Here is a 14729-nt window from a genome sequence, read left to right as displayed (position 1 = left end):
GTCACTCGAACGAGTGCTCCGCGGTCGGATACGCCCCCGACTCGACGTCGGCGCGCCACTCGTTGGCCGCCGCACTGAGCACGCCGGCGAGATCCGCATACTTCTTGACGAACCGCGGCACCCGGCCGGTGGTGAGGCCGGCCCAGTCGGTCCAGACGAGCAGCTGGCCGTCGGTGTGCGGACCGGCGCCGACGCTGATGGTCGGGATGTCGAGGAGCTCGGTGACCTGGCGGGCCGCTTCGGCCGGCACCATCTCGAGCACGACGGCGAACGCGCCGGCATCCTGCACGGCCCGGGCGTCTGCGAGCAGCTGGTCGAGGCCCTCGCCGCGCCCCTGGATGACGTGGCCGCCGAGCCCGTGCTCGCTCTGCGGGGTGTAGCCGATGTGCGCCATCACCGGGATGCCGGCGTTCACGATGCGCCGGATCTGCTTGGCGCTGCGCTCCCCGCCCTCGAGCTTGACGGCGTGCGCCCCGGTCTCCTTCATGAATCGCACGGCGGTGTGCAGTGCGTCCTCGGGGCCGTTCTCGTACGAGCCGAACGGCATGTCGGCGATCACGAAGGCCCGCTTGACCGCCCCGGCGACGGCGCGCGTCAGCGGGATGAGGTCGTCGACCTTGACCGGAAGCGTCGTCTCGTAGCCGAGCACGTTGTTGCCGGCCGAGTCGCCGACGAGCAGGAAGTCGATGCCCGCCTCGTCGAAGATGTGCGCCGTGAGCTGGTCGTAGCTCGTGAGCCCGGTGATCTTGATGCCGTTGCGCTTCGCGTTCTGGAAGTGGCGGGTGCGCACCCGCTTCGGACCGCCGGTCGCGGAGGCGCCGCCGTAGGGGTTCAGCTCCGCCGTGGCGTCGGAGGCCGCGCCGGTCGGGGCGGAGGTGTCGGATGCTGAGGTCTGGGGCTCGCCTGACATGCCGCAATCCTCGCACATCGGCCGAGCCCGATCGGCTGCCGCGAGGCCGCCCTGCGGCGGCCGGTGCCGGTACGCTGGGATCTGCGAGAGAGGGTGTGGATGGATAAGCAGCGCGACTTCGTTCTTCGCACGATCGAGGAGCGGGGGGTCAAGTTCGTCAGGCTCTGGTTCACCGACGTCGTCGGCACCCTGAAGTCGGTCGCGATCGCACCGGCCGAGGTCGAGGGCGCGTTCACCGAGGGCATCGGGTTCGACGGCTCGGCGATCGAGGGCCTGAGCCGCACGTACGAGTCCGACCTGCTGGCCTACCCCGACCCGTCGACGTTCCAGACGCTGCCCTGGCGGGGCGATGTGGACCCGACCGGTCGCATGTTCTGCGACATCACCACGCCCGACGGCGAGCCGGCGGTCGCCGACCCGCGGAACGTGCTGAAGCGCACCCTCGAGCGCGCCGCCGATCGAGGGTTCACCTTCTACACGCATCCCGAGATCGAGTTCTACCTGCTGCGCTCGTCGAAGTTCGGCGACGAGGGGCCGATCCCCGTCGACTCGGCCGGGTACTTCGACAACGTCCCCGGCGGCACGGCGCACGACTTCCGTCGCCGCTCGGTGCGCATGCTCGAAGACCTCGGCATCTCGGTCGAGTTCAGCCACCACGAGGCGGGCCCCGGCCAGAACGAGATCGACCTCCGCTATGCCGACGCCCTCACGACGGCCGACAACATCATGACGTTCCGCACCGTCGTCAAGGAGGTCGCGATCGAGCAGGGCGTCTACGCGACGTTCATGCCGAAGCCCTTCTCGCAGTACCCCGGATCGGGCATGCACACGCACCTGTCGCTCTTCGAGGGCGACACGAACGCGTTCTACGAGCCCGGCGCGCAGTACCAGCTGTCGAAGATCGGTCGTCAGTTCATCGCCGGCCTGCTGCGCCACGCGAACGAGATCTCGGCCGTGACGAATCAGTTCGTGAACTCCTACAAGCGGCTGTGGGGCGGCGACGAGGCACCGAGCTTCATCTGCTGGGGCCACAACAACCGCTCGGCGCTCGTGCGCGTTCCGCTCTACAAGCCGAACAAGGGTCAGAGCGCGCGAGTCGAGTATCGCGCGATCGACTCGGCGGCGAACCCGTACCTCGCCTTCTCCCTGCTGCTCGCAGCCGGCATGAAGGGCATCGAGGAGGGCTACGAGCTGCCGTCCGAGGCGGAGGACGACGTGTGGGCGCTCACCGACAGCGAGCGCCGCGCGCTCGGCTACCATCCGCTGCCGGCGAGCCTCGATCACGCGATCGAGTACATGGAGGGTTCCGAACTCGTCGCCGAGACGCTCGGCGAGCAGGTCTACAACTACGTGCTCGCGAACAAGCGGGCCGAGTGGCGCGACTACCGCTCGCAGGTCACGCCCTTCGAGCTGCACCGCAATCTCGAGATCCTCTGACCGCCGGATGTCTCGACAGGCGCCGACGCTCGGCCGACTCGCACGTGCCGGCTTCGACGACCTCGACCGGGCGTCGACGCGCCTCGGGGAGCTCGCGGCGGCGACCGGGGTCGATGGCGAGGCGCTCCTCGCGGCGCTGGGCGCAGCGGCCGACCCCGACTCGGCGCTGATCGAGTTCCGCCGCCTGCACGACCGGGCGCCTGCGGAGGTCGCCGCGGTGCTCGACGAACCCGCGGCGGCCGAGCGGCTCGCCCGACTGGTGGGCGCATCGCGGGGTCTCGCCGACTTCCTGAACCGCCATCCCGCCGAGATCGCGCTGCTGCAGGCGGTGCCGGCGCCGCCGCCCACGAGCACCGAGGCGCGATCCTCGCTGCTCGCAGCGGTCGACGGACTCGCGCCCGAGCGCGTCGACGATCCCGACGCGCTGGCTGCGGCGATCCGCGTGCGATATCGCCGGCTGCTCGCCGGCGTGGCCGTCTACGACCTCACCCGGCACGACGCGGTCGACGTCGTCGAGTCCGTCTCGGCGGGGCTCGCCGACCTCGCCGGCGCCGCCCTGGACGCCGCCCTCGCCGGTGCACGCCGGATCGTCGCGCGCGACGAGGGCGCCCCCGCCGCGCCCGGCCGGTATCCCGCGGCGGAGGTCGCGGCGACGCGGCTCGCCGTCATCGGCATGGGCAAGGCCGGCGCCCGCGAGCTGAACTACGTGAGCGATGTCGATGTCATCTTCGTCGCCGAATCCGCTGACGAGCAGGCGGTGTCGACCCCGCGCGCCGTCGAGATCGCGACGCGTCTCGCGATGGTGACCATGCGATTGATCGGCGAGCCCGGCATCGAGCCGCCGCTGTGGGAGGTCGATCCGAACCTGCGCCCGGAGGGCAAGGACGGGGCGCTCGTACGCACGCTCGACTCGCACCTCCAGTACTACGAGCGCTGGGCGAAGAGCTGGGAGTTCCAGGCGCTGCTGAAGGCGCGCCCGCTCGCGGGGGACCTCGAACTCGGCGGCCGATACACGGCCGGCGTCGAGCCGATGGTGTGGTCGAGCTCGAGCCGGGAGGGCTTCGTCGAGTCGGTGCAGCGCATGCGCGAGCGGGTCACCGAGCACATCCCGGCCGACGAGGTGGATGTCCAGTTGAAGCTCGGTCCAGGTGGCCTGCGCGACATCGAGTTCACCGTGCAGCTGCTGCAGCTCGTGCACGGCGCGACCGATGATTCGATCCGGCAGGGCGGCACCCTGCTCGCCCTCACGGCCCTCGCCGAGGCGGGATACGTCGGTCGTGAGGAGGCGGGGGAGTTCTCCCGCGACTACCGGGTGCTCCGCGTGCTCGAGCATCGGCTGCAGCTCGAACGCCTTCGACGAACGCATCTGATGCCGCGAGACGCCGACAGCCTGCGCATCCTCGCTCGGGCGTCGGGGCTCGGACGCGACGCCGCCGAGCTGACCCGCGTCTGGCAGTCGACGCGGCAGCGGGTGCGCGGTCTCCACCAGCGCCTCTTCTACCGGCCGCTGCTGTCGGCGGTGGCCGCGCTGCCCGCGTCGGGCCTCGAGCTCACCAGTGCGCAGGCGGAGGCGAGGCTCGCCGCCATCGGGTTCCGCGATCCTCGCGGTGCGCTGGCGCACATCGCCGCGCTGACATCGGGCCTCTCGCGGCGGGCGACGATCCAGCGACACCTGATGCCCGTGCTCATCTCGTGGTTCGCTGAGGGGACCGATCCCGATTTCGGGCTCCTCTCCTTCCGCCGCCTGAGCGACACGCTCGGGACGACGCACTGGTACCTTCGGCTGCTGCGCGACTCGTCCGACGCGGCGCTTCGGCTCACCCGCGTCCTGTCGGGGTCGCGCTATGCCGCCGAACTCCTCGAGCGGACACCCGAGGCGGTCGCCTGGCTCGAGGACCTCGAGGAGCTTCGACCCCGCTCGCTCGCCGCACTCCAGGACGAGACGCGCGCCGTGCTCCGACGTCACGGCGAGTCCGACGACGCGGCGAAGATCTTCCGCGCCATCCGGCGCCGCGAGATGCTGCGCCTCGCGTTGGCCGGCATCCTCGACGTCACGACCGTCGAAGAGCTCGGGCACGGGCTCACCGATCTCACCGAGAACCACATCGCCGCGCTTGTCGCGGCGATACGGGGCGGCGAGTCCGACGGCATCGAGTTCGCGGTGATCGGCATGGGCCGCTTCGGCGGCCGGGAGCTCGGCATCGGCTCCGATGCCGACATCATCTACGTGTATCGCGCTCAGGGCGCAGAGCCCGATGCAGCGCATTCCCGCGCGCTGCGCATCGTGAGCGAGCTCGTGCGACTCTCAGAGGATGCGCGGCTGCCGTTCGAGCTCGACGCCGACCTCCGGCCCGAGGGGCGCAACGGCGTCGTCGCCCGATCGCTCGACGCCTACCGCGCGTACTACTCGCGCTGGTCGCTCACGTGGGAGGCGCAGGCGCTCCTGCGGGCGCGTGGCGTCGCCGGCGACCGCGCACTGATCGACGACTTCACCGAGCTCGCCGACACCGTCCGCTATCCGAGCGAGATCGGTGAGCAGGAGGTCCGCGAGGTCAAGCGCATCAAGGCGCGCGTCGAGAACGAACGGCTTCCGCAGGGAGCCGACCCGACCCGCCACCTGAAGCTCGGCCGCGGCTCGATCTCCGACGTCGAGTGGTTCGTGCAGCTCGTGCAGCTGCAGCACGGCGCGGAGATCCCGTCGTTGCGCACGACGTCGACGCTCCGCGCGCTCGACGCCTCGACCGAGGCGGGACTCATCGATCGTGCCGATGCCGAGACGCTCCGGGCGGCGTGGGTGTTCGCCTCGCGGGCCCGCTCGGCGCTCACCCTCTGGCTCGACAAGACGACCGACGTGCTGCCCGTCGAACGTTCGCAGCTCGAGGGCGTCGCCCGCATCATGGGCTACCCGGCGGGCTCGGCGACGCAACTCGAGCACGACTACCTGCAGCTCACCCGGCGGTCTCGTGCGGTGTTCGAACGGGGCTTCTACGGCCTCGAGCCGAAGCGCGAACCGACCGTCTGACGACGCGAGCAGCGCCGTGCGATCGCACGCCCGCCACGTGGAATCCGAACGGTTTCCTCGGGGTCGGAATGCACGAGAAGGGCCGCCCCGCTTGCGCGGGACGGCCCTTCGTTGGCAGCAGGGGGCTGCGGGTGATCAGACGCCGTAGTAGAGCTCGAACTCGAACGGGTGCGGCCGCTGCGCGAGGGGCTTGAGCTCCTTCTCGCGCTTGTAGTCGATCCAGGTCTCGATGAGCTCCTTCGTGAACACGCCGCCCTCGAGGAGGAAGTCGTGGTCGGCCTCGAGCGCGGCCAGCGCCTCGCCGAGCGATCCCGGCACCTGGGGAATGGCCTTGGCCTCCTCGGGCGGGAGCTCGTAGAGGTCCTTGTCGACCGGCTCGTGCGGCTCGATGCGGTTCTTGATGCCGTCGAGGCCGGCCATGAGCTGCGCGGCGAACGCGAGGTACGGGTTGCCCGAGGCATCCGGCGCGCGGAACTCGATGCGCTTCGCCTTGGGGTTGGTGCCCGTGATCGGGATGCGGATCGACGCCGAGCGGTTGCCCGCCGAGTAGACGAGGTTGACCGGGGCCTCGAAGCCCGGGACGAGGCGGTGGTACGAGTTCACCGTCGGGTTCGTGAAGGCGAGCACAGCGGGGGCGTGCTTGAGGAGGCCACCGATGTACCAGCGCGCGATGTCGCTGAGGCCGCCGTAGCCGGCCTCGTCGTAGAAGAGCGGCTTGCCGTCGTTCCAGAGCGACTGGTGGGTGTGCATGCCCGAGCCGTTGTCGCCGAAGAGGGGCTTCGGCATGAACGTCGCCGTCTTGCCCCACTGCTCGGCGGTGTTCTTGACGATGTACTTGAACTTCAGGATGTCGTCGGCCGCGTGCACCATCGTGTCGAAGCGGTAGTTGATCTCGGCCTGGCCGCCCGTGCCGACCTCGTGGTGCGAACGCTCGAGAATCAGCCCGGCGTCGATGAGCTTCAGGCAGATGTCGTCGCGCAGGTCGGCCTGCTTGTCGACGGGGGAGACCGGGAAGTAGCCGCCCTTGTAGGGGGTCTTGTTGCCGAGGTTGCCGCCCTCTTCGGCACGGCCCGAGTTCCAGGCGCCCTCCTCGGAGTCGACCGAGTAGAAGCTCGAGTGCTGGTTCACCTCGTAGCGCACGTCGTCGAAGATGTAGAACTCCGCCTCGGGGGCGAAGAAGGCCGTGTCGGCGATGCCGGTCGAGGCGAGGTACTTCTCGGCCTTCTTCGCGACCTGGCGCGGGTCCTTCGCGTAGATCTCACCGTTGCGGGGGTTGTAGATGTCGAAAACCATGACCAGCGTGCGCTCGGCGCGGAACGCGTCGATGTACGCGGTCGACACGTCGGGGATGAGCTGCATGTCGGACTCGTGGATGTTCGCGAACCCGCGGATCGAGGAGCCGTCGAACAGCTGCCCGACGGTGAAGAACTCCTCGTCGACCGTGGAGGCCGGGATGTTGAAGTGCTGCTGCACGCCGGGCAGGTCGGTGAACCGGATGTCGAGGAACTTGACATCGGTCTCTTTGATGAACTTGAGCACTTCGGACGAATCACTGAACATGTGATGATCTCCAGGGGGCGGGTGGAACGGATGGACTTGCACAGCCAACGGCGACGGTATCCGCACGCCGTTTCCCGACCGTGACCGGAATGTTTCGGCCATGTTACGCCCATGCCCGATCGGTAGACTCGTGGGGTGCCCGACGCGAAACCCCAGACCTTCGGAGATCTCGAACCCAGCCGCTGGCCCGGCGAACGACTCGGGCTCCCCGCAGAGGGGAGGGGGTCGGTCGGCCGGGCGGGCCGTCGGATCGCGGCGATCTTCATCGACTGGGGCAGCGCGATGCTCATCTCGCTGCTCTTCACGCCGTACGAATCCGTTGCGTACACGTGGGTGACGCCGCTCGTCTTCGCCGTCCTGCAGATCGTGTTCATCCCGACGATCGGCGGGAGCATCGGGCACCGGCTCCTCGGCATGCACGTCGTCCCGCTCGAGGGCGGCTGGATCGGCCTCTGGCGGCCCGTCGTCCGCACGGCCCTGCTCCTCATCGTCGTGCCGGCGCTCGTGTGGGACTCCGACCAGCGAGGCTTCCACGACAAGGTCGCGGGAACGGTGCTCATCCGGGCGTGACCGGCTCCGAGCCATCCGGCCCGTGAACGACGAAGCGGCACCCGCTTCGTGAAGCGGATGCCGCGTGGTCGGCGTGTGCGCTCAGCGCATCTTGCCGCGCTGGGGCCGAACCTTCATCGGGTCGATGCCCTTGGGAATCGGCAGCGACGTCTGCAGCGAGTTCAGGCGGTTCGTGACGGCGAGCACCTCGGGCTTCGTGAGCGCCTTCTTGGTCTTGCGCAACGTCGACGGAAGCTTGTAGAGCTCGATCGATCCCTCGTCATGGCCGACGGAGATGAGCGTGATCGGCACGTTCGGCAGCACGCGGGCGACCTTGCGCTGCTCGTCGTCGAGCATGCGCTTCGTGCGCGTGGCCGGCCCTTCGCTGATGAGCGCGACCCCGCCGCGGCCGACCGCGCGGTACACCGCGTCCTGCGTCTTGCCGTTGACGGCGACCGGCATCTCGTTGCCGACCCATGCACCGCGCAGGCCGCTGCGCAGCACGGCGCCGACGGCACCCGGCTGCCCGTCGATCTGGGCATAGGCGGCACGCTCGGCACGCCGGCCGAGGACGACGAGTGCGAGCAGAAGGCCGGCGAGCACGCCGGCGACGATCCAGAGGGCGATCGTGAAGCCGTTGCCCTCGCTCAGCCAGAGGGCGAGCGCGAGGCCCGCGAGCACCGGCACGAGGAACGCGAGGAGCATCAGCCACTGCGCGGTCGGGTCGTAGCGGCGGGTCATCTGGAAGACCTGCCACATCTGCTTGAGCCGGCCCGGCTCCTTCTGAGCCTTCGATGCGTCCTTCGTGCGTGCCATGGTGTCTAGGATACCGGCGGCCGGAGGCCGCTCGGACCGCGATGGGCGCGGAGCGAGCGGCCCCAGACGAAGACGAGGTCGTCGGGCCGACCGGTCGATCAGCCGACGGCCTGGGCGAAGCCGAGCGACGTGTCGGCGAGGTGGGCGAGGCCGGGCGGGAGTGCTCGGCCCTTCGCGTGCATCGACTGCGCCCACAGCCGTCCGGCGCGGTACGACGAGCGCACGAGCGGACCCGAGAGCACGCCGAGGAAGCCGATCTCCTCCGCCTCCGCCTTGATCTCGAGGAACTCCTCCGGACGCACCCAGCGCGCGACCGGCAGATGGCGCGGGCTCGGCCGCAGATACTGCGTGACCGTGATGATGTCGGTGCCGGCGTCGTGGAGGTCGTGCAGCGCCTGCGTGATCTCTGACCGCTCCTCGCCCATGCCGAGGATGAGGTTGGACTTCGTGATGAGCCCTGCGTCGCGTCCCTGCGTGATCACGTCGAGCGAGCGCTCGTAGCGGAACGCCGGGCGGATGCGCTTGAAGATGCGCGGCACCGTCTCGACGTTGTGCGCGAACACCTCGGGCTCTGCGTCGAAGACCTGCTGCAGCAGCTCGGGCTCGCCGTTGAAATCGGGCACGAGGATCTCGACACCGGTGCCGGGGGACTGCCGGTGGATCTCGCGGATCGTCTCGGCGTAGAGCCAGGCTCCGCCGTCGGGCAGGTCGTCGCGGGCGACGCCCGTGACGGTCGAGTAGCGCAGCTGCATTCGCACGACCGACTCTCCGACGCGCCGCGGCTCGTCGGAGTCGAAGTCGGCCGGCTTGCCGGTGTCGATCTGGCAGAAGTCGCAGCGCCGCGTGCATTGCGAGCCGCCGATGAGGAAGGTGGCCTCGCGGTCCTCCCAGCACTCGTAGATGTTGGGGCAGCCGGCCTCCTGGCAGACCGTGTGCAGTTCCTCGCTCTTCACGAGCGACTGCAGCGCGCGGTATTCGGGACCCATCTTCGCCCGGGTCTTGATCCACTCGGGCTTGCGTTCGATCGGCGTCTGGGCGTTGCGGACTTCGAGGCGCAGCATCCTGCGCCCCTCGGGTGCGGTGGTCATGCGGCCAGCGCCTCCTCGAACTCGTCGCGCAGACGTGCGCCCACGGCGTCGACCAGGTCGGCGGGCGTCACCGTGCGGCCGAGCTCGCGACTGATCGTGGTCACGCCGGCGTCGCGGATTCCGCAGGCGACGATCCGCTCGTACGGCTCGAGCGAGTTCGAGCAGTTGAGGGCGAAGCCGTGCATCGTGACGCCTTCGGCGACACGGATGCCGATCGCGGCGATCTTGTTCTCGAGCCCGGGCGACCCGACCCAGACGCCGGAGCGTCCGTCGACTCGGCGTCCGTCGACGCCGAGCTCCTGGAGGACGTCGATGAGGACGCCCTCGAGTCGGCGCACGTAGCCGACGACGTCGACCGGCTCGGCGAGGTGGATGATCGGATACCCCACGAGCTGGCCGGGACCGTGCCAGGTGATCTTGCCGCCGCGGTCGACGTCGATGACGGGTGTCCCGTCGGTCGGCCGTTCGTCGGGAGCGGTTCGCTTCCCGGCAGTGTAGACGGAGGGGTGCTCCAGGAGGAGGACGGTGTCGGGGCGTTCGCCCGCGACGACCGCGCGATGGACGGCGCGCTGAAGGTCGAGACCCTCGATGTACGGCACGGAGTTGGCGCTTAGCCCCGTGACGACGATGTCGAGCATTCGGCCAGTCTAGGCGACTCGTCCTCCCCAACCGTGGCGGTGCCGCATCGGGGCATCCGATCCGTCGGCTCGATCGCGTGCGCCACGAGCTCCGTGGAGACTGCCGGGATGAGACGTGAACCGAGAAGCGCGGCCGTGACGGCGGCCACCAGGGCGCAGGGCGCGCCCGTGCCGAGCGACGGCGCCGCGGCAGGTGACGGTCGGGTCGCCGGCTACCGGCTGCTTCGCCGCGTCGCGACCGGGGATCGATCCGAGGTGCACCTCGCGGTCGACGCCGTCGACGGTGCAGGGTCGCCGGCAGGTGCCGACGGTGCGACGGCTCGCAGGCCGGTCGCCGTGAAGGTGTACCGCGATGGGGTCGACGACGATCAGATCGGCACCGAGATCGCGGTGATGGGGGCGGATGCCTCGGGCACGCTGCCGACGCTCGTCGACGTCGCAGTGCTCGATGATCGCCGGCGCGTCCTCGTGCTCGACCGCATCGCCGGGCCGACGCTCGCGCATCTCCTCGGCGAACGGCTGCTCGATCCGGGGGAGGCGACCACGATCCTCGCTCCGCTCGTCGCGGCTGCGGCGGGTCTCGCCGACGCGGGATTCGTGCACACGCGGATGGCGACGAGCGACGTCATGATCGACGAGACCGGGAGGCCGCGTCTCGTCGGCCTCGGGGCCGTGCGTTCGCTCGACGCCGCCGGCGCCGCCGTCGCCCGCACGGAGCTGTTGCGCGAGAGCCACCGGCGACTGGCCGCGCTGATCGAGGAGGTGGCGCGATCGACGCGACAACCGGCAGTGTTCGAGCGCGCGGCTGCGATCGCACGGTCCGGGGCGGAGTCCCGGCCGTTCGCCCGCACCGAAGGCGAGATCGAGCGTGCGCTGTTCGCCGCGGCCACTGCCGCACCCGTGCGAACGAACGTCGGCGCGGCGGCTCGAGGGTCGTTGCCGACGCGGATCGCTCCGTCGACGTCTGAACCGATGATGTCGACGGCGGGCCCGGTCACGTCGCAGGCGACGCGCGAACGGCAACGCCCCGCTGGAAGCCGGGCGCGTGGATGGCGTGCCACGCTCGGCGAGCTCGCGCAGCTGCCGATACCGGCGGTGGAGCCGGTGGCGCGCTCGGCCGACGCCGACCGTGCCGGTGCCGCCCGACGGAGATGGCGGGAACTCATCGCGGGCCGGCGGCGCCCACTGGTGGTCGGTGCCGCCGCCGGCGGAGCGGCGCTCGTGCTGCTGCTCACCCTCGTGCCGCCGTCGGCGGAGGCCGGCGGCGTGGATCGCGAGACGGTCACCGCGACCGACAGTGCGTCGTCCGGCCGAACCGAAGCGCGCCGGGCCGCAGTGCCGACGGGCGGGACCGGCGGCGCTGACGAGGCGCACGGCACCGAGCGGGACTCCGACGGACCGGCCGCCGAGGAGGGAGCCGCCCTCGTCGATCCGGTGGCGGCGGCGGTGGCGCTGATGACGCTCCGGCAGGAGTGCCTGGCCGCGATCGACGCGGGCTGCCTCGACCAGGTCGACCAGCCGGGCTCGGCGCTCGATCGCTCCGACCGGGAGGCACTCGCCCGGGCACGCGAGGGCGAGGTGCCGGAGGTTCCCGGCTTCGCGCTCGACCAACTCTCCGTGAGCGCCGAAATGGGCGACGCCGTGCTGCTCGAGCTCCCGTACGCCGACCCGCAACGCGAACCGGCCTCGCTCCTCGTGATGAGGGGCGAGGCCGGTTGGCGACTGCGGGAACTGTTCGACTAGATGCCGAGGTCGGCCTCGAACGCACCCTCCTCGAGACGGTCCTTGACCGCCGTCAGGAAGCGGGCTGCGTCGGCGCCGTCGATGATGCGGTGGTCGTACGACAGCGCGAGGTACACCATCGAACGCACGGCGATCGCGTCCGCGCCGTCCTGGCTGACCACGACGGGGCGCTTGACGACGACACCCGTGCCGAGGATGGCCGACTGCGGGAGGAAGACGACCGGCGTGTCGAACAGCGCACCACGCGAACCGGTGTTCGTGAGCGTGAACGTGCCGCCGGCGAGCTCGTCGGGCTTCAGCTGGTTGTTGCGGGTCCGCTCGGCGAGATCGGCGATCTGGGCGGCGAGACCTGCGATGTCGAGCTCACCCGCGTTGCGGATGACCGGGGTGAGCAGGCCGCGCTCCGTGTCGACCGCGATGCTCATGTTCTCCTGGGCCGGGTAGACGATGCTGTCGCCGTCGACCGTGGAGTTGATGATCGGGTACGCCTTGAGCGCCTCCGCCGCGGCGAGGCCGAAGAAGGGCAGGAACGACAGCTTGTTGCCGGTCTTCGCGAGGAACTCGCCCTTGACGCGATCACGCAGGCGCGCGATGCGGGTCACGTCCACTTCGACGACGGTGGTGAGCTGCGCGGTCGAGGTCATCGAGACGACGGCGCGCTCGGCGACGACCTTGCGCAGGCGCGTCATCGGAACGGTCGTGCCGCGGAGCGGTGAGGTCTCGAGCGGCTGACGTGCCGGCGCGGCGGCCGCCGCGGCCGGAGCCGTCTGCGCCGAGATGACGTCCTGCTTGCGGATGCGACCGCCGACGCCCGTGCCGGTGACGTTCGCGAGGTCGACGCCCTGCTCGTTCGCGAGCTTGCGGACGATCGGCGTGACGTAGCCCGACGGACCCGCGTGCGCACCGGAGGCGGGAGCAGTGGCCGGTGCAGCGGGTGCAGCCGGCGCGGCAGCGGGAGCAGCAGCCGGCGCGGCAGGTGCGGCAGCGGGAGCAGCGGCCGGTGCGGCCGGAGCCGCAGCCGGAGCAGCAGGCGCCGCAGCGGCAGGCGCCGCTGCCGGGGCGGCCGGCGGAGCCGCCGGAGCAGCGGGCGCTGCCGGAGCGGCGGGCGCCGCAGCCGGCACCTCGGCGGGTGCCGCAGGAGCGGCGGGTGCCGCAGGAGCGGCGGGCTCGGCGACCGGCGGTGCGGCGACCGGCTCGGGTGCGGCGGCGGGAGCCTCGGGCGCGGCGGGAGCCTCGGCCGGCGCGGGAGCGGCCTCGGGCGCCGCAGCGCCCGAACCGTCACCGATCGTGACGAGCGCGGTGCCGACCTCGACGGTCTCGTCCTCTTGGACGAGGATCGCCTCGATGACACCCGCCACGGGCGACGGGATCTCGGTGTCGACCTTGTCGGTCGAGACCTCGAGCAGCGGCTCGTCGACCTCGACACGGTCGCCGACATTCTTCAGCCAGCGGGTGACCGTGCCCTCAGTGACACTCTCGCCGAGTGCCGGGAGGCTGACGGATTCGCTCATGCGCTTGTCTCCTTCACAGCGTGGGAACGCGTTCTAGCTTATTGCAGTCGTGGGGGCGGGCAGCGGACTCAGATGGCGTGCAGGGGCTTGCCGGCGAGCTTGAGCACAGCCTCGCCGAACGCCTCGCCCTGGGTCGGGTGCGCGTGGATGAAGGGGGCGATGTCCTCGGGGTACGCCTCCCAGTTCACGGCGAGCTGCGCCTCGGCGATGAGTTCGCCGACACGGCCGCCGATCATGTGGACGCCGACGATGGGGCCGTCGTTCACGCGGACGACCTTGATCGATCCGCCGGTGCCGAGGATGCTCGACTTGCCGTTGCCGGCGAGGTTGTAGTCGAACGAGCTGACCTGGTCGGCGCCGAACTTCTCCGCGGCCTTCGCCTCCGTGTAGCCGATCGAGGCGACCTCGGGCTCGCAGTAGGTGATCTTCGGGATGTTGACGTCCTCGACGATGATCGGGCTGAGGCCCGCGATCTCCTCCGCGACGAAGATGCCCTGCTGGTAGCTGCGGTGCGCGAGCTGCAGGCCGGGCACGATGTCGCCCGCGGCGTACACGCCGGGAACGCTCGTCTGGAGGCGCTCGTCGGTGATGACGAAGCCGCGGTCGATCGTGATGCCGGCCTCTTCGTAGCCGAGGTTCTGCGTCACGGGGCCGCGTCCGACGGCGACGAGCAGCAGGTCGGCCTCATAGGTCGTGCCGTTCTCGAGCGTGACGACGACGCCCTGGTCGTTCTGCGTGACGCTCTGGAATCGGATGCCGAGCGAGAAGTCGATGCCGCGCTTGCGGAACGCGCGCTCGAGCTGCTTCGAGACCGACTCCTCTTCATTCGGGACGAGGTGGGGGAGCGCCTCGATGATGGTCACCTCGGCGCCGAACGAGCGCCAGACGCTCGCGAACTCGACGCCGATGACGCCGCCGCCGAGCACGGCGACCTTGTTCGGCACGAAGTCGAGCTCGAGCGCCTGCTCGCTCGTGATGACGCGGCCGCCGATCTCGAGACCGGGCAGCGAGCGCGAGTACGAGCCGGTTGCGAGCAGCACGTTCTTGCCGACGTAGCGGTCGTCGCCGACCTGGACGGTGTTCGCGGAGACGAGGCGGCCCTCACCCTCGACGACGAGGATGCCGCGCGCCTTGAGGAGACCCTGGAGGCCCTTCCACTTGCTCGAGACGATGCCCTCGCGGTAGGCGGTGACGCCGCCCATGTCGATGCCCTCGAACGCGGCCTTCACGCCGTACTTCGCGGACTCCTTCGAGACCTCGGCGACCTCGGCCGCGTGCAGGAGCGCCTTCGTGGGGATGCATCCGCGGTGCAGACACGTGCCGCCGAGCTTGTCTTTCTCGATCACCACGGCGGTGAGGCCGAGTTCGACGGCGCGGATCGCTGCGGCATAGCCCGCGCTGCCCCCGCCGAGGACGACAATGTCAAAGTTCTGCTCGGACAACCGCAATCTCCCT

The 14729-nt window shown here is 70.4% G+C and carries 11 protein-coding genes; 4 read left to right on the top strand and 7 right to left on the bottom strand.

Annotated elements, in window-relative coordinates; genetic code table 11:
* Position 1: 1 nt before the first annotated feature.
* Positions 2 to 910 carry a 3-methyl-2-oxobutanoate hydroxymethyltransferase gene (gene panB / locus LR269_RS12435; RefSeq protein ID WP_231431092.1) on the bottom strand — a complete coding sequence of 303 codons (909 nt, stop codon included), beginning with the start codon at positions 908 to 910 and terminating at the stop codon, positions 2 to 4.
* A gap of 99 nt (positions 911 to 1009) precedes the next feature.
* On the opposite strand from panB, the gene glnA (LR269_RS12430) reads away from it, so the two are divergent.
* Both glnA (LR269_RS12430) and LR269_RS12425 read left to right on the top strand, forming a co-directional pair.
* Positions 1010 to 2347: a type I glutamate--ammonia ligase gene (gene glnA, locus LR269_RS12430; protein WP_231431091.1), complete on the top strand. Its 1338-nt coding sequence runs from the start codon at positions 1010 to 1012 to the stop codon at positions 2345 to 2347.
* A gap of 7 nt (positions 2348 to 2354) precedes the next feature.
* The gene (locus tag LR269_RS12425; RefSeq protein WP_231431090.1) at positions 2355 to 5369 is read left to right on the top strand and encodes a bifunctional [glutamine synthetase] adenylyltransferase/[glutamine synthetase]-adenylyl-L-tyrosine phosphorylase; all 3015 of its coding nucleotides are present in this window, start codon (positions 2355 to 2357) and stop codon (positions 5367 to 5369) included.
* A gap of 135 nt (positions 5370 to 5504) precedes the next feature.
* Here LR269_RS12425 and glnA (LR269_RS12420) read toward each other — a convergent pair whose 3' ends face one another.
* Complete coding sequence (gene glnA, locus LR269_RS12420; RefSeq protein ID WP_231431089.1) at positions 5505 to 6929, bottom strand: type I glutamate--ammonia ligase; 1425 nt, start codon at positions 6927 to 6929, stop codon at positions 5505 to 5507.
* A gap of 135 nt (positions 6930 to 7064) precedes the next feature.
* Here glnA (LR269_RS12420) and LR269_RS12415 point away from each other — a divergent pair, with 135 nt between their 5' ends.
* The gene (locus LR269_RS12415; protein WP_231431088.1) at positions 7065 to 7499 is read left to right on the top strand and encodes an RDD family protein; all 435 of its coding nucleotides are present in this window, start codon (positions 7065 to 7067) and stop codon (positions 7497 to 7499) included.
* Positions 7500 to 7580: 81 nt separating this feature from the next.
* Here the strand turns inward: LR269_RS12415 and LR269_RS12410 are convergent, their stop codons facing one another.
* The 3 genes from LR269_RS12410 to lipB all read right to left on the bottom strand — a co-directional run bounded on the left by LR269_RS12410 (position 7581) and on the right by lipB (position 10020).
* Complete coding sequence (locus LR269_RS12410) at positions 7581 to 8294, bottom strand: DUF4191 domain-containing protein (RefSeq protein ID WP_231431087.1); 714 nt, start codon at positions 8292 to 8294, stop codon at positions 7581 to 7583.
* 98 nt (positions 8295 to 8392) lie between these two features.
* The gene (lipA, locus tag LR269_RS12405) at positions 8393 to 9382 is read right to left on the bottom strand and encodes a lipoyl synthase (RefSeq protein WP_231431086.1); all 990 of its coding nucleotides are present in this window, start codon (positions 9380 to 9382) and stop codon (positions 8393 to 8395) included.
* A complete protein-coding gene (gene lipB / locus LR269_RS12400; protein WP_231431085.1) occupies positions 9379 to 10020 on the bottom strand; it encodes a lipoyl(octanoyl) transferase LipB in 642 nt (213 codons plus the stop codon). The genes lipA and lipB overlap by 4 nt, the downstream gene beginning before the upstream one ends.
* A gap of 108 nt (positions 10021 to 10128) precedes the next feature.
* On the opposite strand from lipB, the gene LR269_RS12395 reads away from it, so the two are divergent.
* Complete coding sequence (locus LR269_RS12395; RefSeq protein WP_231431084.1) at positions 10129 to 11763, top strand: hypothetical protein; 1635 nt, start codon at positions 10129 to 10131, stop codon at positions 11761 to 11763.
* Here LR269_RS12395 and LR269_RS12390 read toward each other — a convergent pair.
* Positions 11760 to 13274 carry a 2-oxo acid dehydrogenase subunit E2 gene (locus LR269_RS12390; protein WP_231431083.1) on the bottom strand — a complete coding sequence of 505 codons (1515 nt, stop codon included), beginning with the start codon at positions 13272 to 13274 and terminating at the stop codon, positions 11760 to 11762. The two genes, LR269_RS12395 and LR269_RS12390, sit on opposite strands and share 4 nt — an antisense overlap.
* A 68-nt stretch (positions 13275 to 13342) precedes the next feature.
* On the bottom strand, positions 13343 to 14716 hold the full coding sequence (gene lpdA, locus LR269_RS12385; protein ID WP_231431082.1) for a dihydrolipoyl dehydrogenase: 1374 nt from the start codon (positions 14714 to 14716) through the stop codon (positions 13343 to 13345).
* Positions 14717 to 14729: the final 13 nt, after the last annotated feature.

Origin of the sequence: Agromyces sp. S2-1-8 (genome assembly GCF_021129215.1) — a bacterium.
Lineage (GTDB): Bacteria > Actinomycetota > Actinomycetes > Actinomycetales > Microbacteriaceae > Agromyces > Agromyces chromiiresistens.
The sequence above is the reverse complement of the archived record's forward strand: the minus strand, read 5'-3'. Positions and strand labels throughout refer to the sequence as shown.

Coding starts and splice junctions, on each gene's coding strand:
- panB (WP_231431092.1), bottom strand. CDS start 910: ATGTCAGGCGAGCCCCAGACCTCAGCATCCGACACCTCCGCCCCGACC.
- glnA (WP_231431091.1), top strand. CDS start 1,010: ATGGATAAGCAGCGCGACTTCGTTCTTCGCACGATCGAGGAGCGGGGG.
- LR269_RS12425 (WP_231431090.1), top strand. CDS start 2,355: ATGTCTCGACAGGCGCCGACGCTCGGCCGACTCGCACGTGCCGGCTTC.
- glnA (WP_231431089.1), bottom strand. CDS start 6,929: ATGTTCAGTGATTCGTCCGAAGTGCTCAAGTTCATCAAAGAGACCGAT.
- LR269_RS12410 (WP_231431087.1), bottom strand. CDS start 8,294: ATGGCACGCACGAAGGACGCATCGAAGGCTCAGAAGGAGCCGGGCCGG.
- lipA (WP_231431086.1), bottom strand. CDS start 9,382: ATGACCACCGCACCCGAGGGGCGCAGGATGCTGCGCCTCGAAGTCCGC.
- lipB (WP_231431085.1), bottom strand. CDS start 10,020: ATGCTCGACATCGTCGTCACGGGGCTAAGCGCCAACTCCGTGCCGTAC.
- LR269_RS12395 (WP_231431084.1), top strand. CDS start 10,129: ATGAGACGTGAACCGAGAAGCGCGGCCGTGACGGCGGCCACCAGGGCG.
- LR269_RS12390 (WP_231431083.1), bottom strand. CDS start 13,274: ATGAGCGAATCCGTCAGCCTCCCGGCACTCGGCGAGAGTGTCACTGAG.